This is a genomic window from Leptospira perolatii, assembly GCF_002811875.1.
In the GTDB taxonomy this organism is placed as follows: domain Bacteria; phylum Spirochaetota; class Leptospiria; order Leptospirales; family Leptospiraceae; genus Leptospira_B; species Leptospira_B perolatii.
The window spans coordinates 753,226-772,821 of record NZ_NPDZ01000001.1; the positions used below are offsets into that span (position 1 = coordinate 753,226).

Annotated in this window: 19 protein-coding genes and 2 tRNA genes; 16 read left to right on the forward strand and 5 right to left on the reverse strand. The window is 44.4% G+C overall.

The window, feature by feature from the left end; all coding sequences use genetic code 11:
• Positions 1-269 precede the first annotated feature (269 nt).
• Positions 270-1,436: a serine hydrolase domain-containing protein gene (locus tag CH373_RS03560; protein WP_243393229.1), complete on the forward strand. Its 1,167-nt coding sequence runs from the start codon at positions 270-272 to the stop codon at positions 1,434-1,436.
• Between the two features lie 70 nt (positions 1,437-1,506).
• On the forward strand, positions 1,507-2,214 hold the full coding sequence (locus tag CH373_RS03565) for an HAD-IA family hydrolase (protein ID WP_100714765.1): 708 nt from the start codon (positions 1,507-1,509) through the stop codon (positions 2,212-2,214).
• Between the two features lie 71 nt (positions 2,215-2,285).
• Here CH373_RS03565 and CH373_RS03570 read toward each other — a convergent pair whose 3' ends face one another.
• Positions 2,286-2,978, reverse strand: a complete 693-nt coding sequence (locus CH373_RS03570) for a DJ-1/PfpI family protein (protein ID WP_100714766.1) — start codon at positions 2,976-2,978, stop codon at positions 2,286-2,288.
• Positions 2,979-3,160: 182 nt separating this feature from the next.
• On the opposite strand from CH373_RS03570, the gene CH373_RS03575 reads away from it, so the two are divergent.
• Positions 3,161-3,451 carry a helix-turn-helix domain-containing protein gene (locus CH373_RS03575; protein WP_100714767.1) on the forward strand — a complete coding sequence of 97 codons (291 nt, stop codon included), beginning with the start codon at positions 3,161-3,163 and terminating at the stop codon, positions 3,449-3,451.
• A 6-nt stretch (positions 3,452-3,457) separates the two neighbouring features.
• On the opposite strand, the gene CH373_RS03580 is transcribed toward CH373_RS03575, so the two are convergent.
• Positions 3,458-3,829 (reverse strand): type II toxin-antitoxin system VapC family toxin, encoded by a 372-nt coding sequence (locus tag CH373_RS03580; RefSeq protein ID WP_100714768.1) that lies wholly within the window; start codon positions 3,827-3,829, stop codon positions 3,458-3,460.
• A complete protein-coding gene (locus tag CH373_RS03585; RefSeq protein WP_207761486.1) occupies positions 3,826-4,080 on the reverse strand; it encodes a type II toxin-antitoxin system VapB family antitoxin in 255 nt (84 codons plus the stop codon). Before CH373_RS03585 ends, CH373_RS03580 begins: the two co-directional genes overlap by 4 nt.
• A gap of 308 nt (positions 4,081-4,388) precedes the next feature.
• On the opposite strand from CH373_RS03585, the gene CH373_RS03590 reads away from it, so the two are divergent.
• From CH373_RS03590 to rpsG, 12 genes are all read left to right on the forward strand, one after another.
• A tRNA-Thr gene (locus tag CH373_RS03590) sits at positions 4,389-4,460 on the forward strand.
• 13 nt (positions 4,461-4,473) lie between these two features.
• Positions 4,474-4,544 (forward strand) — tRNA-Trp (locus CH373_RS03595).
• 50 nt (positions 4,545-4,594) lie between these two features.
• Positions 4,595-4,777 carry a preprotein translocase subunit SecE gene (secE, locus tag CH373_RS03600; protein WP_100714769.1) on the forward strand — a complete coding sequence of 61 codons (183 nt, stop codon included), beginning with the start codon at positions 4,595-4,597 and terminating at the stop codon, positions 4,775-4,777.
• A 35-nt stretch (positions 4,778-4,812) separates the two neighbouring features.
• On the forward strand, positions 4,813-5,358 hold the full coding sequence (gene nusG, locus CH373_RS03605) for a transcription termination/antitermination protein NusG (RefSeq protein ID WP_100714818.1): 546 nt from the start codon (positions 4,813-4,815) through the stop codon (positions 5,356-5,358).
• A 43-nt stretch (positions 5,359-5,401) separates the two neighbouring features.
• The gene (rplK, locus tag CH373_RS03610; protein ID WP_100714770.1) at positions 5,402-5,830 is read left to right on the forward strand and encodes a 50S ribosomal protein L11; all 429 of its coding nucleotides are present in this window, start codon (positions 5,402-5,404) and stop codon (positions 5,828-5,830) included.
• A 15-nt stretch (positions 5,831-5,845) separates the two neighbouring features.
• Complete coding sequence (gene rplA / locus CH373_RS03615) at positions 5,846-6,538, forward strand: 50S ribosomal protein L1 (protein ID WP_100714771.1); 693 nt, start codon at positions 5,846-5,848, stop codon at positions 6,536-6,538.
• A 27-nt stretch (positions 6,539-6,565) separates the two neighbouring features.
• Entirely contained in the window at positions 6,566-7,099 is a 534-nt protein-coding gene (gene rplJ, locus CH373_RS03620; RefSeq protein ID WP_100714772.1) for a 50S ribosomal protein L10, read from the forward strand.
• A gap of 51 nt (positions 7,100-7,150) precedes the next feature.
• Positions 7,151-7,531 (forward strand): 50S ribosomal protein L7/L12, encoded by a 381-nt coding sequence (rplL, locus tag CH373_RS03625; RefSeq protein WP_100714773.1) that lies wholly within the window; start codon positions 7,151-7,153, stop codon positions 7,529-7,531.
• Positions 7,532-7,661: 130 nt separating this feature from the next.
• Entirely contained in the window at positions 7,662-11,342 is a 3,681-nt protein-coding gene (gene rpoB / locus CH373_RS03630; RefSeq protein ID WP_100714774.1) for a DNA-directed RNA polymerase subunit beta, read from the forward strand.
• A gap of 12 nt (positions 11,343-11,354) precedes the next feature.
• Positions 11,355-15,560 carry a DNA-directed RNA polymerase subunit beta' gene (gene rpoC / locus CH373_RS03635; RefSeq protein WP_100714775.1) on the forward strand — a complete coding sequence of 1,402 codons (4,206 nt, stop codon included), beginning with the start codon at positions 11,355-11,357 and terminating at the stop codon, positions 15,558-15,560.
• 78 nt (positions 15,561-15,638) lie between these two features.
• Positions 15,639-16,013: a 30S ribosomal protein S12 gene (rpsL, locus tag CH373_RS03640; protein WP_100714776.1), complete on the forward strand. Its 375-nt coding sequence runs from the start codon at positions 15,639-15,641 to the stop codon at positions 16,011-16,013.
• Positions 16,014-16,025: 12 nt separating this feature from the next.
• Positions 16,026-16,499 carry a 30S ribosomal protein S7 gene (gene rpsG / locus CH373_RS03645; RefSeq protein WP_100714777.1) on the forward strand — a complete coding sequence of 158 codons (474 nt, stop codon included), beginning with the start codon at positions 16,026-16,028 and terminating at the stop codon, positions 16,497-16,499.
• A 98-nt stretch (positions 16,500-16,597) separates the two neighbouring features.
• On the opposite strand, the gene CH373_RS03650 is transcribed toward rpsG, so the two are convergent.
• Both CH373_RS03650 and CH373_RS03655 read right to left on the reverse strand, forming a co-directional pair.
• Complete coding sequence (locus CH373_RS03650; RefSeq protein ID WP_100714778.1) at positions 16,598-17,218, reverse strand: adenylate/guanylate cyclase domain-containing protein; 621 nt, start codon at positions 17,216-17,218, stop codon at positions 16,598-16,600.
• Positions 17,219-17,308: 90 nt separating this feature from the next.
• On the reverse strand, positions 17,309-17,992 hold the full coding sequence (locus tag CH373_RS03655; RefSeq protein ID WP_125170034.1) for a TetR/AcrR family transcriptional regulator: 684 nt from the start codon (positions 17,990-17,992) through the stop codon (positions 17,309-17,311).
• Between the two features lie 124 nt (positions 17,993-18,116).
• Between CH373_RS03655 and CH373_RS03660 the strand changes: the two genes are divergently transcribed.
• Positions 18,117-19,565 (forward strand): flavin-containing monooxygenase, encoded by a 1,449-nt coding sequence (locus CH373_RS03660; protein WP_100714780.1) that lies wholly within the window; start codon positions 18,117-18,119, stop codon positions 19,563-19,565.
• Positions 19,566-19,596: the final 31 nt, after the last annotated feature.

Here is a 19,596-nt window from a genome sequence, read left to right on the forward strand (position 1 = left end):
TAGAGAATAGGTTAACGGGAAAGGCCAGTGCGAACAATCGAAATCAACCAAATTTGCTTAAAAAATACGGAAAAAAGCTTAATAATAATTTTATAGATCCGCGTCCAATAAATGCACGGGTGACCGCCGCGCCAATTCTCTTAGATAGAATTAGTAGCATGCCCTTTAGCAGCAATCAGGGAAACTTGCAGATGTTATTTCTCTATAAGATATCTCGGATACTTTTTGTTCTACTGTTTTTATTTTTTGGAAACTGTAGTGCTCTCCAAATGGGATGGGTAAAGCTTCCAGAGGGATTCAATTGGGAAATTTCAGATACCGAATATAGAACTTCAGCGGACGCCTTCTCCGTAGTTTATCCTGAAGAGGTAGGTTTAGACTCCAAGCCTCTAGTGGAACTTTCCAAAAAGATGAGAAAAGAGAAATGGGAAGTTCGTTCCTTCTTAATCGTGAAAGAGGGAAAATTAGTTTGGGAACGATACGCCGGTGGTACTACAAGAAATCATAATCATAGCATGTATTCGGTTACCAAGTCTGTCCTTTCACTTTTACTAGGGATATGCTTTACAGAATCCTGCGGAGTAGAACTAGACGAAAGCATTGCAAAAGCTGAATATAAGCTTCCTGGGTTGCTTCCGGCTCAGTTAGAAGGAAAGGAATCTATTCGATTGAAGGATGTCCTACGAATGACCTCTGGAATGGGATGGGATTCCTTTCCGAAAAAAGAAGAAATCAGAACAGATTCCGATCCTCTTGCTGTCGCCTGGGAACCTCCACTTTCGCATCCTCCCGGAACAAAATTCGAATATTCTAATGGAGATTCTCAGCTAGCCGCAGGATATTTAGAGGCAAAGACCGGCAATGGCTTGTACGAATATGCAAAGAAAACTGTATTTTCGAGATTGAATATACAGGGTGAGGAATGGAACACCGCTACTTCGGGAAGACAAACTGCTGGTTTCGGTTTGCGCCTCAGAGCAATCGATATGGCCAAAATCGGACAGCTCTATCTAGATGGAGGAAGATGGAACGGACGCCAATTGGTTCGCCCCGAGTGGATTGCCTGGACTTTTGAACCAGGAACAGATCCTCGTTATGGTTTGCATTGGTGGTTGCATGAATTTGAAGGATCTCCTGCCTATATGGCCACTGGCAAGGGTGGTCAGTTCATCTACCTTGTGCCAAGTAAGAAAATCGTAATCGTATTAACTTCTGCTATTTGGGACAAGTCATCCGAGGTTCTGCTTAAGGAAGTTCTGGATGCCTTGAGTGCTTCTTTGCACTCGAACGATAAGATAGTTTCGAGAGAAAAGGAAGAAGCATTGCGTCGCGAATTGAAGCTAGCGCTTTCTAGTTCCTTGGATCCGAAATTGAGCAAAGGACTCGATGAAGTTCGATTGGCGATTCAATCTAACTCAAAAGTTTCAACTCCATAATTGCACTTGGTCTCCTTAGAATCGCGGTTTTTCATTGCCCTTGGAACAGTGTTTGAAAGGTTGTAGGTAAATGTCGATAAAATTTGAACGTTATCTATTCTTAGATGTAGGCGACACCTTGATGTCTCTGAATAGACCTGCAGGCGAGATCTATTTCGAAGTACTTTCAAAATTCGGCATCACTCAAAAGCCCAAGCTAAACCTAGAGAAGGCATTTCGTTTAGCTTACGCAGAGATGACTCGAAATCCATTACCAGATTTTCAGGATAAGTTTCACGTCCACCAGGACGGAAGCAAAGGGTGGTGGCGCGATCTCCTCAGTATTTTTCTAGAAAAGATTGGGTCAGATGTTTCTCCTGATTCTATCGCAGAATCTATATTCGAAAAATTTGATGATCCAAGACTTTGGGATTTAGATCCCGGGTTTCGTGAAGTTTTAGAATTTACCCAACAGAATCAGTTCGGGTTAGGAATTATTTCTAATTGGGACCACAGATTACGAGATTTGTTGAAAAGCGTAGGGGTAGCTCAGTACTTTAATCCGATTTTTGTTTCTGCGGAATTCGGTTATGAAAAACCATCACCACGAATCTTTGAAGCGGCAGAAAGAGCAGTAGGTCTTGACCCGAAAAATCTAATATACTGCGGAGATAAGGTGGAATTTGATATTGTTCCAACAAGAGAACGTGGCTGGACCGCATTTCAGAAACACGCAGAAGGAGAAATTTCTAGCCTGTCCGAATTGCCGCGTTTGTTAGAGCCCACTTTAAAAATCTGAGTTCTTGTATTTGCAATCTTCTCCTACCGAAACAAAAAACGCGAAAATCTACCTTAGAGTTAAAAGGATTCCTACTGTGTCTTCGGCTGACTTACGATCTTTGTGACGATATCCGAGCGAAGAGCCTGGGCTTGCTCTCGAGCTCGTTTCACTTTTAAAGTAACTTCTTTAGGCGCGGACCGAGGGTGTCCGGAGCGAAATGGAGGTTCCGGATCGTATTCCAACATAAGCTGAATTTCCTTCGCTTCTTCCTCTCCGCGTAATTCAGCGACGATAGAAAGTGCGAAGTCTATGCCTGCCGTAACCCCTCCACCTGTGATTCTATTTCGGTCTCTTACGATTCTTTCCTCAATAACTTGAATCAAAGGGAATAGTTTAAGAATATCTAATGAAAGCCAGTGGGTCGTGGCTCGAAAACCGTTTAGCAATCCTGCTGCAGCTAACACTAACGAGCCGGTGCAAACCGAAGTTATGAACTTAGTCTTCGGGGCGCGCCCTTGCAGCCAAGAAAGAACTTTTTGGTTTTGCAATAGGTTGTTTGTTCCTACGCCTCCCGGAACAAAGATTAAATCAAAGGCTGGAGCTTCTTCCAAAGAATAGTCCGCTTGAAATATGAGTCCTTTTTCCGAACGGATCAAATCCTTTGTTTCGGAAACTAGGAATACCTTTGCAGAGCTCATTCGAGTAAATACTTCATGCGGACCGGTAAGGTCCAATTGGGTCATATTAGGAAAAATGAGCATTCCGATCGCAAAATTAGACATATGGTTACCGCAGTTCCGGGGTCTAAAAAATCAATCTGGATTTTCCGATTTCGTCCATAAACCAAAATCTAAAATGGAACAAACTAAAATAATTTTCCTTTATATAGATATCTAGTTCCAAATTTTCAAGGTTTCTATCCCGATTTGGTATATACTGATATAGAAAGTAAACTAATACTATCTTGGGCAAAACAATCTATACCGACGAATATCGTCATTTTCAAAAGCTACTAAAGCAGGCCAGGAGGGAAGCAGAATTAACCCAGGTGGACGTTGCGGAGGCTTTAGGGCAGGCACAATCTTACGTTTCGAAGATTGAAGCAGGAGATCGTAGAATTGATGTGATAGAATTCTGGAATTTGGCCAAGCTCTACGGAAAGCCGGTCGATTTTTTCTTTCGATTTGAAGAGGAACCTCAATCTAAAACAAAGCGCAAATCTTTGAAAGCAGCAACTCCTAAAAAGGGAAAGTGATTCGTTTTAGGATTTCGTTTGCACGTGAAGAGATAAGGATTCTGCAGTGCGGCGTAAGGATTTATCTTTAGTAAATAAACTGGATCTGGAGATAACGCAACTAGCCAATAGATGCGCATCGATCCAGCCGATTCCGCTGGAAGCAAGTGAGCGAATTTCTGCAAATTGGAATACTTCCTTGTGCGTGGCAATTTTGCTTTCCGGAAGTTGCCGTAAGTTATTCAAGAAATCACTTTTGTTCTGAATTCTTCCCAAGCTCAATTCACCGATTACAAAAGGGTGCTGTAACACTAGGCCCTGTTTTAACAGCTCTATTAGCTCCAAATCTGGTGTCCTGAGGTGGTCAATCCAGACCGATGTATCCACAAGAACTTTCACTCTTGCATTTTCCTTCTTTCTGGAGCGCTAGCATTCGATTCTGACCCTCCCAGTAATGCAAGTCTTTCGGCTGCCTTCTCCCGAATCAGAGCTTTTAAGCCTTCTTGTACTAGTCTGGTCTTTTCCTCAATTCCGGTATATTGTTGAGCACTCGCGAGTAGCTCATCTGGTATGTAGAGTGTAGTCTTCATATGTCTAGAATAGATGGCATTATATGGCTTAATCTGATAGCTTTCAAGTGGTTTTCCCATTTTCTTACCTCTTTTTTCTTCATTTTCTGGAAATTCTCATGTGCTTCATTTTTTTTTTCAAAAATGGAAGACATCCGTTTTTCTGGATGGGAAAGTTTTTGGTTCAAAAGTTGCTAGGGGATCGGTTTTCGGAGCTAACCGATCTGAGTGTCTAGCACAAATAATGCCAGTTATACTAGCGTCTAAGAAAAACTTTTGAACATACAGGTGAATCACCCCCATTCGGGCGCGAAAACCTTGACCTACGACCCAGGGTAAAAATAATGTGTATTTCTAGCTTCCCTACCAGGGGGCAAAGATCGAAGCACGCCCTCTTAGCTCAGCGGTAGAGCACTTCCATGGTAAGGAAGGGGTCACCAGTTCAAGCCTGGTAGAGGGCTGGTTTATAGAAACAGGCCTGTAGTTTAATGGTAGAACAAGGATCTCCAAAGTCCTTGGTGGGAGTTCGATTCTCTCCAGGCCTGGAGAGAAAGTTCCAAAAGAGGAACAAACCTTATCTTTAGGAAGGAAAAGAGTGAAGTTGAGCGTTTTCATACAAGAGTGCAGAGAAGAGCTGAAAAAAGTCCAGTGGCCAAATCGCCAGGAAGTTGTACAGTCTACTTTTGTGGTACTCGCAACCGTACTATTTTTCTCAACATTTCTTTTCCTTTCTGACATGGCATTTGTCCGGATACTCACCGGATTTTGGAATCTGTGAGAATTAAGGAGCTAGGGAATACCGAGGTAGGAGCAATGGGCGATTTGAAATGGTATGCGCTTCAGACCTATTCCGGTCATGAGAATAAGGTCCAAAAAAACTTGGAGAAGCTTGTTCTACAGCGTAAGCTGGAAGAAAAGATAGCCCAGATCAGAATCCCGACCATGGATGTGGCCGAGATGAAGAACGGGAAAAAGAAAGTCTCCAAAAAAAAACTGATGCCCGGTTACGTCCTGATCGAGATGGAGATGGACGATGACCTCCGTTTCATGATTCAAAGTCTTCCTTCTGTTTCCACGTTTGTGGGATCCAAAGATGGAGGACCAGAACCTTTATCCGTAGAAGAAGTGAAAAATCTTTTTGCGGAATCTGGTGATGTGAAGAGCGAAGAGCCGATGACTCCTCGCATTCTATTTAAAGTGGGAGATAGTCTCAAGATTATCGACGGACCATTTGCCAACTTCACCGGAGTTGTAGATGAAATCTTTCCTGATAAAGGAAGGCTTAGAGTGAAAGTGGAGATTTTCGGACGCTCCACGCCTGTGGAATTAGATTATTTACAGGTAAAAACCGAACCTTGACCGGTGGGATATACCGGGAGAAACAAATTAAGGTGTTTCGCCAATGGCAGCAAAAAAAGTAGTTAAGCAGATTAAGCTCCAAGTGGAAGCCGGAAAGGCCAACCCTGCACCTCCTGTAGGTCCAGCTTTAGGTCAAGCCGGTTTGAACATTATGGAGTTTTGCAAACAGTTCAACGAGAGGACCAAGTCCCAAATCGGATATAAACTTCCCGTTGTAATCACCGTATTCTCCGACCGGAGTTTTACGTTTATCACCAAGGCTCCTCCTGCAGCTCTTCTAGTAAAGAAAGCGATCGGGATAGAGACCGGATCTCCAACACCTCACACCACCAAGGTGGGGAAGATTACCCGTAAACAGCTGGAAGAAATCGCCAAAACTAAAATGGCGGATCTGAACGCGAACGATGTAGATGCGGCAGTTGCGATTATCGCAGGGACTTGTCGTTCTATGGGCGTTACTGTAGAAGGTTAATAGAAGGAGAGCATAATGAATCGCGGAAAAAAATACCGTGCTGCGAAAGATAAAATCGACAGCACCAAGGTGTATCCAGTCGACAAAGCCGTGGAATTAGCAAAAGCTTCTTCTTACAGCAAGTTCGATGGAACGATCGAAATCGCAACTAAAGTAAATTATAAATCACTCCAGAATGTTCGCGGGACCATCTCTTTACCGCACGGAACCGGAAAGAAAGTTCGAGTATTAGTCTTTTGTAAAGGAGACAAGCAGAACGACGCAAAGGCTGCCGGTGCGGAATTTGTGGGAGATATGGACTTGATCGAAAAAGTCGCCGGCGGATGGACTGACTTCGATGCTTGCGTGGCTACTCCTGACATGATGAAGGATGTGGGAAAATTAGGCCCTATTCTAGGTCGCAAGGGACTTATGCCCAAGCCAAAGGCAGGCACTGTTACGAATGACGTAGTGAAAGCAATTACCGAGCTAAAATCAGGTCGTATCGAATATCGTCCTGACAAAGGCGGAGTTGTTCACCTCGGAGTTGGTAAGGTCAGCTTTGACCAAGCAAAACTCGTGGAGAATATTCGCACTGTCGTACAAACCCTTCTCCGGGACAAACCCTCGGACGCAAAAGGTGACTATCTCAAGACCTTCTCTGTGGCACCGACCATGGGTGTGGGAATTAAGGTAGATGTTAAGGAGCTCGTGAACTCTTCCGTGTAAGGAAGGGGGAGCAGGGAGAAATATCAGATGCCCAGCCAGGACAAATACGAAAAAGTTGCCCTACTCAAGGGAAAATTAGAAGCAAACAGCGATTTTATTTTAGCAAGCTACAGCGGACTTACCGTTGAGGAGATCACAGGACTGAGAGCGAAACTTCGTAAAGAAGGTTCGGAAATGAAAGTTGTTAAGAACAACTTATTCCTACTCGCCCTGAAAGAATCCGCAAAGCACAAGGATAAGAACATCGCTTTTGGACCAGAATACCAAGGCCCGCTTGCTGCAATCTTCGCAGATGCAAACCTTCCTTCCATTGCAAAGATCTGTAAAGAATTTGCAAAGACTAACAAGAATCTAGTCTTAAAGGCAGGTTATATGGACGGTGGCGTTCTCGATGCAAACGGTGTCGAGGCCATTGCAGGCTTGCCAAGCAAAGAGCAACTCTTGGCTCAGATTGCTGGCGGTATTAACGGTCCTGCAAGAAGCATTGCTTCTGGAATCAACCAGATCATTGCAAGTCTTGCACGTGCGATTCAAGCAGTCGCAGAGAAGAACAACCAATAGAAGAACCTATTTAGAAGAATAAAGGACGAAACGGAATCAAAGGAGCACCTAATGTCTACTGAAACGTTATTAGAGCAAATCGGAAAGCTGACTCTCGTAGAGGCGGCCGACCTCGTTAAGAAAATGGAAGAGAAGTTCGGAATTTCCGCAGCAGCTCCAGTCGCAGTTGCGGCGGCAGCACCTGCGGGCGGCGGAGCAGCAGCAGCTGAAGAGCCTGCTTCTTTCAATGTAATCCTCAAAGGCTTTGGCGATAAGAAAATCGAAGTCATCAAAGTTGTTCGTGAAATAACTGGACTCGGCTTGAAAGAAGCGAAAGATCTAGTAGAAGCGGGCGGAAAGTCAGTGAAAGAAGGGGTTGCTAAAGCAGAAGCTGAAGACCTGAAAAAGAAACTAGAAGCGGTCGGCGCCCAAATCGAACTCAAGGCTGTTTGATCGGTCCCGAGGCTCTGTCTCCTCGAAACCAACAATCAATCCTTTCATTTAGGCAAGGAGGTCTAGGCCTCCTTGCCCGATTGCTTTTTATCGCAATTATTCATTATTTTTTCCCACAAGGGGGCATCCGATGTACGGTCAAGTAGAGAGAAAACGGGTAAATTTTGGAAAGATTACGAATCTTGATTACCTTCCAAACTTGATTCAAATTCAGAAGAAGTCCTTTGATTGGTTTCTCCAATCAGAAGTAAAGGACCCCACCAAACGTAAGAACCAAGGTTTGGAAGCAGTTTTTCGCGAAACATTCCCTATCGAAAGTCCCAACAACGATATGGTAATGGAATACAGCCATTATGTTCTAGGAGATCCTAAAAAGTCTCCTCAAGAATGTAAGGATACGGACGCAACTTTTGCGCTTCCGTTAAAAGCAGTAATTCGCTTAATCATTAAAGAAACCGGAGAGATCAGAGAGCAGATTGTTTATATGGGTGACCTGCCTGTCATGACAGAGCAAGGAACCTTTATCATCAATGGAGCAGAAAGAGTGGTCGTGAGCCAGCTGCACCGTTCTCCAGGAATCTTTTTCTCTTATGATACTGAGAAAGATACCTATTCCGCAAGAGTGATTCCTTATCGCGGATCTTGGTTAGAGTTCGAGATGGACAACAAAGGGATCCTAGTTGCGAAGATCGACCGTAAGAAAAAGTTCCCAGCTACATTACTAGTTAAGTCTCTAGGACACGGAACAAACGAGGAAGTCCTACGTTTATTCTATCGTTCTACGAAACTGAAAATCACCGGAGCTACTTCTAGAGAGCTAAAAAGAATCATCGGTAGAAGGGTGATCGCAGATGTGATCAACATGGAAACCGGAGAAGTAATGCTCGAAGCCGGATCCAAAGTTAACGAAGACAATATTTCCATCTTGAAAGAGATGAAAGTCAAAGAAGTTGAACTCGTGGAGTTCCCGCGTGAAAAGGACAATCCGGTTCTTGTGAACTGTTTGGAAAAAGATGGAGTCAACGATTACGAAGACGCAGTTCTGAAATTCCATTCGATTATGCGCCAAGGCGAACCTTCTACGATCGAAAACGCAGAAGCAGAGTTGAATCGTTTATTCTTTTCTCCAAAGACCTTTGATCTGGGTGATGTAGGTCGTTACAAAATCAACAGCAAGTTTGAATTTAACAACCCGAAAGAATTCACCAGCGTTCACGAGAGAGTTCTTCGTCCTGCTGATATTATTGAAACGGTTCGTTATCTCCTGAACCTGATTTCTGAAACCGAAAACTATTACCCGGATGATATCGACCACCTCGGAAATCGTAGGATTCGTTCTGTAGGTGAGCTGATTGCTAACCAGCTAAAAGTAGGTTTTACACGGGTTGAACGCGTCATCAAAGAAAGAATGACCGTTCAAGAAGTAGGAACTCAAACACCTCAGCTACTGATTTCCATCAAACCGATTACTGCGGTCATCAACGAGTTCTTCGGATCCAGCCAGTTATCTCAGTTCATGGATCAGACGAACCCACTTGCAGAGCTCACTCACAAACGTCGTCTCAACGCTCTCGGACCGGGAGGTCTCTCTCGAGACAGAGCGGGCTTCGAGGTTCGCGACGTTCACTACAGCCACTACGGTCGTATGTGTCCGATTGAAACTCCGGAAGGTCCAAACATCGGATTGATTCTGTCCATGTCTTCGTATGCTCGAGTCAACGACTATGGATTCTTGGAAACTCCTTATCGAGTTGTCAAAAATGGAAAAGTTGCGAATCAGATAGAGTATCTTACCGCAGACAAGGAAGAGTATCATTTTATCGCTCAGTCTTCTTCTGCAGTGGATGAAAAAGGCGAGTTCAAAAACAAGCTGATCTCAACTCGTCACCGTTCCGACTTCCCTTTCAGAAATCCGAACGAAATCCAGTACATGGACCTTGCTCCTATGCAAGTGGTTTCTGTTTCTACTGCGCTGATTCCGTTCTTGGAACATGACGACGCGAACCGTGCGCTCATGGGTTCCAACATGCAACGTCAGGCAGTTCCTCTTTTGAAACAAGAGGCTCCGTTTGTGGGAACTGGTATGGAGACCCGCGCTGCATACGATTCTAGAATTTGCTTAATCGCAAAACAAGACGGAGTAGTTAAGTACGTAGACGCAGAGAAGATCGTCGCAGAAAGAAAAGGCGGCAAAGAAACTGATACTTACGATCTTACAAAGTTCAAAAAGACCAACCAAGGAACTTGTTTTAACCAAACTCCAGTAGTTGGAGTGGTCCACTCTGAAATCGATGGAAAAGTTTCCAAGGTCGGTAAGGATAAAATCGAAGTTACAGCGGACAACGGACAAATTAGAGAGTACGTTCTCCAGATCGGGTCCAAGCAATACCAACCGCTTGTTGCAAACGGCGAAGAAGTTCGTAGAGGAAGTACGATCGCTGGACAAATCATCGTTGGAGAGAGATTAGACGAGCACGGAAATATTCTGCAAAAAGGAACGATCCTTGCGGACGGACCAGCAGTAGATACCGGTACTCTCGCACTCGGAAGAAACGTTCTCGTAGGATTTATGCCTTGGGAAGGTTACAACTTCGAAGACGCGATCTTAATCTCCGAAAAAGTAGTGAAGGAAGATATCTTCACTTCTATTCACATCGAAGAGTTCGAAATCCAAGCTAGAGAAACTAAACTTGGACAAGAGCAGATCACTCGAGATATTCCAAATTTATCCGACAAAGCATTCCGGGATCTGGATGAGACAGGTGTGATTCGAATCGGAGCAGAAGTAAAACCAGGCGATATCCTGGTGGGTATGGTGACTCCAAAAGGAGAAACAGACCTCACTCCTGAATATAAACTTTTACATTCCATCTTCGGAGAAAAGGCAAAGGAAGTTAGAGATTCTTCACTTCGTATGCCAAACGGCTTCGAGGGAACAGTCATCGATATCAAGAGATTCTCTCGTGAGAAAGGCGACGAGTTGCCTGCCGGCGTAGAAGAAATGGTCAAAGTTTTTGTGGCTCGCAAGCGTAAGCTTTTGGTCGGAGATAAAATGGCCGGTCGCCACGGAAACAAAGGTGTGGTCGCTCGCATCATGGCTGAAGAAGATATGCCTTACATGGAAGACGGTACTCCGATGGATATCGTACTCAATCCGTTAGGTGTTCCTTCGCGGATGAACCTCGGGCAGATTTTCGAAACACAACTCGGCTTGGCCGCAAGCAGACTCGGAATCAATTTTGAAACACCGGTCTTCGATGGTGCGACAGAAGCAGACGTTGAGAAATATTGCAAGGAAGCAAACCTTCCATTGAGTTCTAAATTTAAACTGTATGATGGAAGAACCGGAATGCCGTTCATGAACGAAGTATTCTGCGGATACATCTACATGTTGAAACTGGCTCACCTTGTGGACGACAAAATTCACGCTCGTTCCACAGGACCTTACTCTCTGGTTACTCAGCAACCACTGGGAGGAAAGGCTCAGTTCGGTGGTCAGCGTTTGGGAGAAATGGAAGTTTGGGCACTGGAAGCATACGGAGCATCCCATACATTACAAGAATTACTCACGATCAAGTCCGACGATATGCTCGGAAGGGCTCGGATCTACGAGGCAATCGTTAAAGGAATTCATTCCATCAAACCTGGAATTCCGGAGTCCTTTAACGTATTGGTACAGGAACTCAGAGGACTTGCGTTGGATATCGTCATCACCGACTCGGAAGGTAACCAAGTGGATATCTCCGATTACGAAGATGAATATTCCAAAAGTAAGAAGAAGATTAAATTCGAGACCATCGAAAACGCTTAAGGGAACCGCAGCATGAGATCCAACAACGACTTCGAATCAATTACGATAAGACTGGCTTCACCGGAAAGAATCAAAGAATGGTCCTACGGCGAAGTCAAGAAACCAGAAACCATCAACTACCGGACTTTAAAGCCGGAGAGAGACGGTCTATTCTGCGAAAAGATCTTTGGGACTACGAAAGACTGGGAATGCTATTGCGGTAAGTTCAAGTCTATCCGTTACAAAGGCGTGGTCTGCGACAAATGTGGTGTGGAAGTAACTCACTCCAAGGTCCGTAGAGAGAGAATGGGTCATATCGAGTTAGCGGCTCCTGTATCACATATCTGGTACTATCGCTCAGTTCCATCTCGTATGGGTCTGCTCTTGGACATGACCATCAATCAACTCAAGAGCGTTCTATACTTTGAAAAGTATGTGATCATAGATCCGGCGGACACGGGAAGAAATCGCGGAGAGCTAATCGACGAGGAAGAATACCACGCGTATCTAGACGAGTACGGAGATAAGTTCGTAGCTGGAATCGGAGCGGATGCGATTAAGGAATTACTTTCTCGCATCGACGTGGATGCAGAAGCGCGCATTATCCGTCAGAAAATCCAAGATAAAGAAAAAATTTCTGATAAGAGAATTCTGAAGCGTCTTGAAGTTTTAGAGGCGTTCCGTGATTCAGGAAACCGCCCTGAGTGGATGGTTCTAGATGTGGTTCCGGTCATTCCTCCCGAACTTCGCCCTATGGTGCAGTTGGAAGGTGGACGCTTTGCGACTTCTGACTTGAACGACTTGTATCGCCGAGTCATTAACAGGAACAATCGTCTCAAAAGACTACTAGCACTAAAGGCTCCTGAAATCATCGTTCGTAACGAAAAGAGAATGTTGCAGGAAGCTGTGGACGCTCTCTTCGACAACAGCCGCCGCAAGCGGACTGTAAAAGGAAAAGGAAATCGTCCTCTAAAATCGATCTCCGACATGCTCAAAGGAAAGCAAGGTCGTTTCCGTCAAAACCTACTCGGTAAGCGGGTCGACTATTCCGGTCGTTCGGTAATCGTTGTCGGTCCGGAGTTGAAGTACCATGAGATGGGACTTCCTAAAAAAATGGCTCTGGAGCTATTTAAGCCTTTTATAATGAAAAGACTTGTGGATCTGGACCTCGCTCCGAACATCAAGTCTGCTAAGAAAAAAGTAGAAGCAGAAGAAAAAGAAGTCTTCGACGTTCTCGAGACTGTCGTAAAAGAGCACCCAGTTCTTCTGAACCGTGCTCCGACTCTCCATAGACTCGGAATCCAAGCCTTCTTACCTGTTTTGGTCGAAGGGAAAGCGATCAAGCTGCATCCGTTAGTATGTCACGCGTTCAACGCAGACTTTGACGGGGACCAGATGGCGATCCACGTTCCTCTGACTCCCAAAGCCCAGTTGGAAACTTGGATGCTCATGCTTTCTCCTCACAATATTCTGAACCCTGCAAACGGGCATCCGATTTGCGGACCAACTCAGGATATCGTATTAGGAATTTATTATCTAACTTCGGAATTGCCTTCGGCACCTGGAACGAACCTCAAATCTTTCGCGAACTTAGAAGAAGTGATGTATGCGATTGATCGCGGAGTGATCGAGTACCGGACTAAGATTTCCGTGTTACACCAAGGTAAAATCCTGGAAACAACTCCGGGAAGATTGATCTTTAACACGGTTCTTCCGGAAGGTTATGCATACGTAAACCGTCCACTCTCCGATAAAGAAACGAACAGAATCATCGCAGATGTTTATGAAAAATTCGGCGCTGCTCAGACTGTTCTAATGTTGGACGATATCAAAAAACTTGGGTATCGTTATGCGACAATCTTCAGCCCTACGATCTCTATCGAAGACATTCGTGTTTCTCCTGGTAAAGTAACCCTGGTAAGTGACGCGAACAAGGAAGTGGAGAGAGCTGACGGCGAATACCGGAAAGGTATCATCACTAACGAAGAACGTAAGAAAAAAGTAATCGAGATCTGGACTAAGACAAACGACCTGATCACCGATTCAATGTTCAAAGAGTTAGAGAAAGATAAAGGTGGATACAATCCGGTCTTTATCATGGCGGCTTCCGGGGCACGCGGGTCTAAGCAACAGATTCGTCAGCTCGCAGGGATGCGGGGATTGATGGCAAAACCATCCGGAGAAATCATCGAACTCGCGATCCGTTCTAACTTCCGCGAAGGATTGAGCGTTCTAGAATTCTTTATCTCAACTCACGGAGCTCGTAAAGGTCTTGCGGACACCGCCTTGAAAACTGCGGACGCAGGTTACCTGACCCGTCGTTTGGTGGACATCTCTCAAGACGTAATCGTCGCAGAAGATGATTGTGAGACCGAAGAATCCATCACTCTTGGAACAGTAAAAGAAGGTGAGAACATTATCGTTTCCTTAAGTGATCGTGTGTTCGGCCGATTCACTGCAGAAGACATCGTGGATCCTGTATCTGAGCAAATCGTTTATCCTAAGAACACTTTGATTACCAGAGAAGTGGGACAAAAACTCGAGAACCTTGGTTACGAAAGAATTAAGGTTCGTTCTCCTCTGACTTGCGAAGCTCGCTGGGGAATTTGTGCGCGTTGTTACGGTATGGACATGGCTCGTCTGATCCAAGTGGAGATAGGTGAAGCTGTAGGAACTATCGCAGCTCAGTCGATCGGGCAACCGGGAACTCAGCTGACAATGCGTACCTTCCACATCGGTGGTGCTGCTTCTGCGAAAGTTCAGGAGAAGGAACACAAAGTCGGTTATAAAGCTATCGTTAACAATATCAACGGGCGCACGATCGTAAACGATAAAGGTCAGACGATCTTTACTCGTCGCGGTTCTATTGTGGTTCAGAGATTGATTCAACAATATAACGCGGCTGATCTGACCAACTTAAGAGTTGAGACTGGCCAGAAAGTAGATAAGGGCGAGTTAGTAGCTACCTTTGTTTCTGGCGAGAACGTAACTTCTGAAGCTCCAGGTACTGTTAAGATCGAGAACGGTCTGTTCCGTATTCTCGGCGATGAGGCAGTTGTTCCGGTCAAAACGGGAACTGCGATCAAGGTAAAAGTTGCGGATGTAACCGAAGCCAACCAACCTTTAGCTGAATTTGACCCTTATAACGAAGTCGGAGTTTCCGAGTTCGAAGGAGTTGCTCAGTGGGTGGATCTGGAAGTAGGAAAGAACGTACGACGCGACGAGGACGTAAAAACATCCAACGTTATCTACAAAGTCATCGAGCAACGTAGGGAAAAACTAGTACCAAGAATCGTAATCGTATCCGGTGGTTCTAGAGAAGAATATGTGGTTCCGGTGGATGCTATTCTTAGCGTTCCGAATGGAGACAAAGTCAAAGCGGGCGATATTCTCTTTAAGATTCCTACCTTGGCGGAAAAAACCAGGGATATTACCGGAGGACTTCCTCGTGTAGACGAGTTGTTCGAAGCAAGACGTCCGAAAGACGCGACTACTCTGGCAGAAGTGGATGGAAAGATCGAAGATAGCGGAGAAGTCGTGAAAGAAAAGCGCGTTCTCTATATCACTCCTGACAATCCTGACCAAGATAGAGTAAAAGTTACGATTCCAATCGGAAAGCAGCTTCGCGTTCGTCACGGTGACTACGTAAAACGAGGAGACCAGTTAGACGATGGTAACCTTGATCCTCACGATATCTTGAGAGTAAAGGGAGTGACCGCACTTCAGGTCTATCTCGTCCAAGAGGTCCAAGAGGTTTACAGACTGCAAGGGGTTCACATCAACGATAAGCATATCGAAGTTGTGGTCCGCCAAATGATGAGAAAAGTTCTGATTACAGACTCTGGGGATACTTCGTTTGTAAGCCAGCAGCAAGTGGATCGATTTACCTTTATGGAAGAAAACAAGAGAGTCATCGCTGAAGGTGGATCTCCTGCGCAATCGGTTCCGATTCTGCTCGGTCTGACAAAAGCATCCTTGAATACTGAGTCGTTCTTCTCGGCAGCTTCCTTCCAAGAGACTACTAAGGTTCTGACAGACGCTGCAATCAAAGGAAAAACGGACAACCTAATGGGACTTAAAGAGAATGTGATTATCGGTCACATGATCCCAGCAGGTACCGGAATGAGGAAGTATCGCGACGTAGCGGTCTTCAAGGAAACATACGGGGACTTGGATCGTCCTCTGGAAGTCGAAGAAGAGGAACTACCTCCTGCGATACCGGAAGACACCGAGAACTAAGAGAAAACTTTACAAACTGCGCGGTTTTAGGAATTTGGTAAAATAGTCCGAAAACCGCGGAAATAAAAGAAGGGATTCATGCCTACAATAAGCCAGCTTATCCGCCACGGTAGAAAGAGACAGAAAAACAAATCTAAGTCTCCTGCCTTAAAGAGCAGCCCCCAAAGAAGAGGGGTGTGTACGAGGGTGACAACATTCACTCCGAAAAAACCAAACTCTGCTATGAGAAAAGTAGCAAGGGTTCGTTTAACAACTGGAATAGAAGTAACCGCTTACATTCCGGGTGAAGGACATAACCTGCAAGAGCACAACGTTGTTCTGATCCGCGGAGGAAGGGTAAAAGACCTTCCAGGGGTTCGTTATCATATTATCCGTGGTACCTTGGATACTCTGGGTATCGACAAACGTCGTAAAGGCCGTTCCAAGTATGGAACTAAGAAGCCTAAGGCGTAATAGGAGTTAGAGATGTCTAGAAGAAGAGGAAAGGTAGAACCACGCAAGATCCAACCGGATCCAGTTTATGGAGACGCACAAATTGCGAAATTCATCAACTGTCTGATGGTAGACGGAAAGAAGTCAGTCGCCGAGAAATTATTCTTTGATGCTTTAGAAATTATTCAAAAGAAAACCGGAAACGATCCTTACACTACGTTTAAAGAAGCTCTTGAGAATGTAAAACCTCAAGTAGAAGTAAAATCACGTAGAGTGGGTGGGGTTACTTACCAAGTTCCAATCGAAGTTCGTCCAGAGCGTCGCTTGGCTCTCGGAATCCGCTGGTTGATCCGCTATTCTCGTGAGAGAAACGAGAAGAGCATGGCAAACAAGTTGGCTGCCGAGTTCATCGAAGCGCAAAAAGGAACCGGATCTGCGATTAAGAAGAAGGAAGACATCCGTAAGATGGCAGACGCAAACAAAGCGTTCAGCCACTATCGCTGGTAATTCCGAAAGTATTATTGTAGTCAGAGAACTTTTTACGGTTCTCTTTCGAATCCTAAAATTGATCTTAAGGAGAGAAGAAATTCTCTCCTTTTTTATTTCTAATATAGAAGTCTAAAAGCTTTTGAAGTTCCAGCGGGCGCTTCTGAAAGTTGTTCGAATTTAAAACCGTTCTTGGAAGCTTCCTGAAAAACGGAATCTGTCACTAGGATTTCTCCAGCCTCTGCAGTATCTTCACCTAGTTTGCTTGCTGAGTTTACTTCGGAACCGAATACATCCGAATCTCCGATTTTTAAAACTTTCCCGTATCCAAGTCCGACACAGAGCAGAATTTTTTCTTCAGGTATCTTATCCTTATTGTAAGTCAGCAGTTCCTTTTGCATTCGAATTGCCGACTGAATTCCTTTGCCTACATTTCTGAAAATGACCAGCAAACTATCTCCTTCCGATTTCAGAAGAATTCCGTCGTGGTCTTCTATGACCGGGATTAGGATTCTTTCTGATTCGTGAATAGTTTGCAAAAAATGAATGATCCCGAACTTTTCTACGCCTCTCGAAAATCCGGAAAGATCCGTGAACATGACACACCATTCTTCTCCGAAAAGGTCCCATATTCGCTTATCAACATTTTCTTTATTTGCTCCGGGTTGTAATCTGTCCTGGATTAATTTTTCAAGACGGTCTTCGGATGCACTGGTCGCGATGGTTCGTTTATAGCCCATAAGTTTGCTATTCTTATCCTTTGCCCGAGCTCTCGTCTATAAAATATTGGAAAAGAAGCGGATTAGTGTTCCACGATGAACTTCTAAAAGTTACAGATTTGCTTTCGCTCTTTCTTCAGCGATGCGTATAAGGTCTAGTAGCCTTAACTCGATTAATTTTTGCGCCTCTCTTAGAAGAGCTTTTCCGTCCGTTTGGTCCACGATCAAAGTGAACCGGACCAAACTTCCGACTGTGTGAGTAAAAAACAAAGCGAATGGTTTTACTTCGCTTTTCTTTAAAGCAGGAATGGCCTTAAGAATTACGTCGCTAAAAAGGTCGGCGTTGCGATAGCTGTCGTCTGCATCCAGTTTGACGAGTTTTGGATCCGCTTGTATGCCTGCCCAAATATTGGATAAAGCGGGATCCTCTACAAAAAAGTTTACGAATACTTTAAGTGATTTAGGGACAGCCTCGAATAAAGCTTCTAGGTCATTGATTTCGCTGATTTCATTTCGGAGAGCAGTGTGAATCGACTCGAAGTAGTCGGTCATGATTCTCATCAACAGAGAGCTTTTATCCGGAAAGTATTGATAGACCGAGCTAATTGGAATCCCGGCATTAGTAGCTATCTCTCTCATACTGACCGCATCGTTCCCAAATTGGCCGATTAAATCGCGGGCAGTATTTAGGATAAGATCTACCCGTTCTCTACTTCGAGTTTGACTCGGCTTCCTTCTTATAATCGGCTTATTCATGCTCAAATAGAATCCATTCTGAGTTTGGTTATCTGGCAACTTTTTTTCTTTTGGTCAAGATCGGGTCCTATTTTCAGTTGACTAATATCAATAATATGAACAATGCTCATGAAAATGTGTTCATTGATCATATATTGTTAATCGAAGAGTAAGGAGAAAAACCATGGCAAAAAAATCCCAAGAGACCGCAATTAAGGACAAATCCGATCACTATTGTATTATCGGAGCCGGTCCTGCCGGGTTGGCGATGGCAAGGTCCTTTCTATTGAAAGGAGTTCCTTTTGATGTGTTTGAAAAGCATTCCGATGTGGGTGGAATCTGGGACCCAAAAAACCAAGGTTCTCCGATTTATAAGTCTGCGCACTTTATCTCTTCAAAAACTCTATCCGGGTATTTTGATTTTCCAATGCCGGAGGAGTATCCGGACTATCCTTCCAATCAGTTGATCCTGCAATACCATAAATCTTTTGCAAAGACATACCACTTGTACGACCACGTTACTTTCAATATGCCGATTCAGAATATAGTCAAAGAGGAGAAAGGCTGGATCGTGACTTTAAAAAATGGCGAAAAGATTCAGTACAAAGGGGTCGTGTGCGCTACTGGAATTACCTGGGATCCAAATCAGCCTACTCTTCCGGGTCGTTTTAATGGAGAGCAGATGCACTCGGTTAAGTATGATGACCCAAGCATCTTTAAAGGAAAGAAAGTTTTAATTATCGGTGCAGGTAATTCGGGTTGCGATATTGCTTGCGATGCGGCTACGACCGCGGATAACGCATTTATCAGCGTGCGCAGAGGATATTACTTTATTCCGAAACATATTTTCGGTGTACCTGCTGACGTTTTCGGCGAAGGATCAACCTGGATGCCCGCTTGGATGTCCACGCCGATCTTTGAATTCCTATTAAACAAAATTGTGATGGGAGATCTTAGAAAAGTAGGTTTGCCAAAACCCGACCACCATATTTTGGAAACACATCCGATCGCGAACGATCAACTTATTCATAATTTAAGACATGGTAATATTCAGGCAAAACCGGATGTCACACGCTTGGACGGAGACTTTGTGGAATTCAAAGACGGAAGCCGAGAAAAAGTTGATCTGATCGTTTATGCTACCGGTTACAATTGGTCAATTCCGTACATGGATAAGTCTTACTTCATTTGGAGAGGAGGTAGGCCAGATCTTTATTTGTCTCTCTTTAGCAGAGATCACGAGGATCTTTATGCTCTTGGGTACATGGAAACTGATGGCGGGGCATACAAAATGTACGATGAGATGGCAGATTTAATTTCTTCTTATGTTGCCTCGAAAAGAAACGGAAGCAAATCCGAAAAGAAATTCAAGCAGCTCATCGAAAAAGATCATCCGGTTTTGAACGGAGGAGTGAAATACCTGAAGATCGATCGAAACGCAGTTTACGTCAATAAGCATGCGTACCTCGGATACTTAAAGAAGCTGAGAAGAAACATCGGATGGTCTCCGCTAAAACCGGGCATGTACGAATCTCTCAAAAATTCTAGGAAGTCGAGCCAACAAGAGAAATCGAATTTTAGTTCTGAAGCAAGTCCTGGCATGGAAAGACAAGCACAGGAAGTTGCAGGCTAAGTTCGCTTTAACTTGACATCCTTTAACTCTA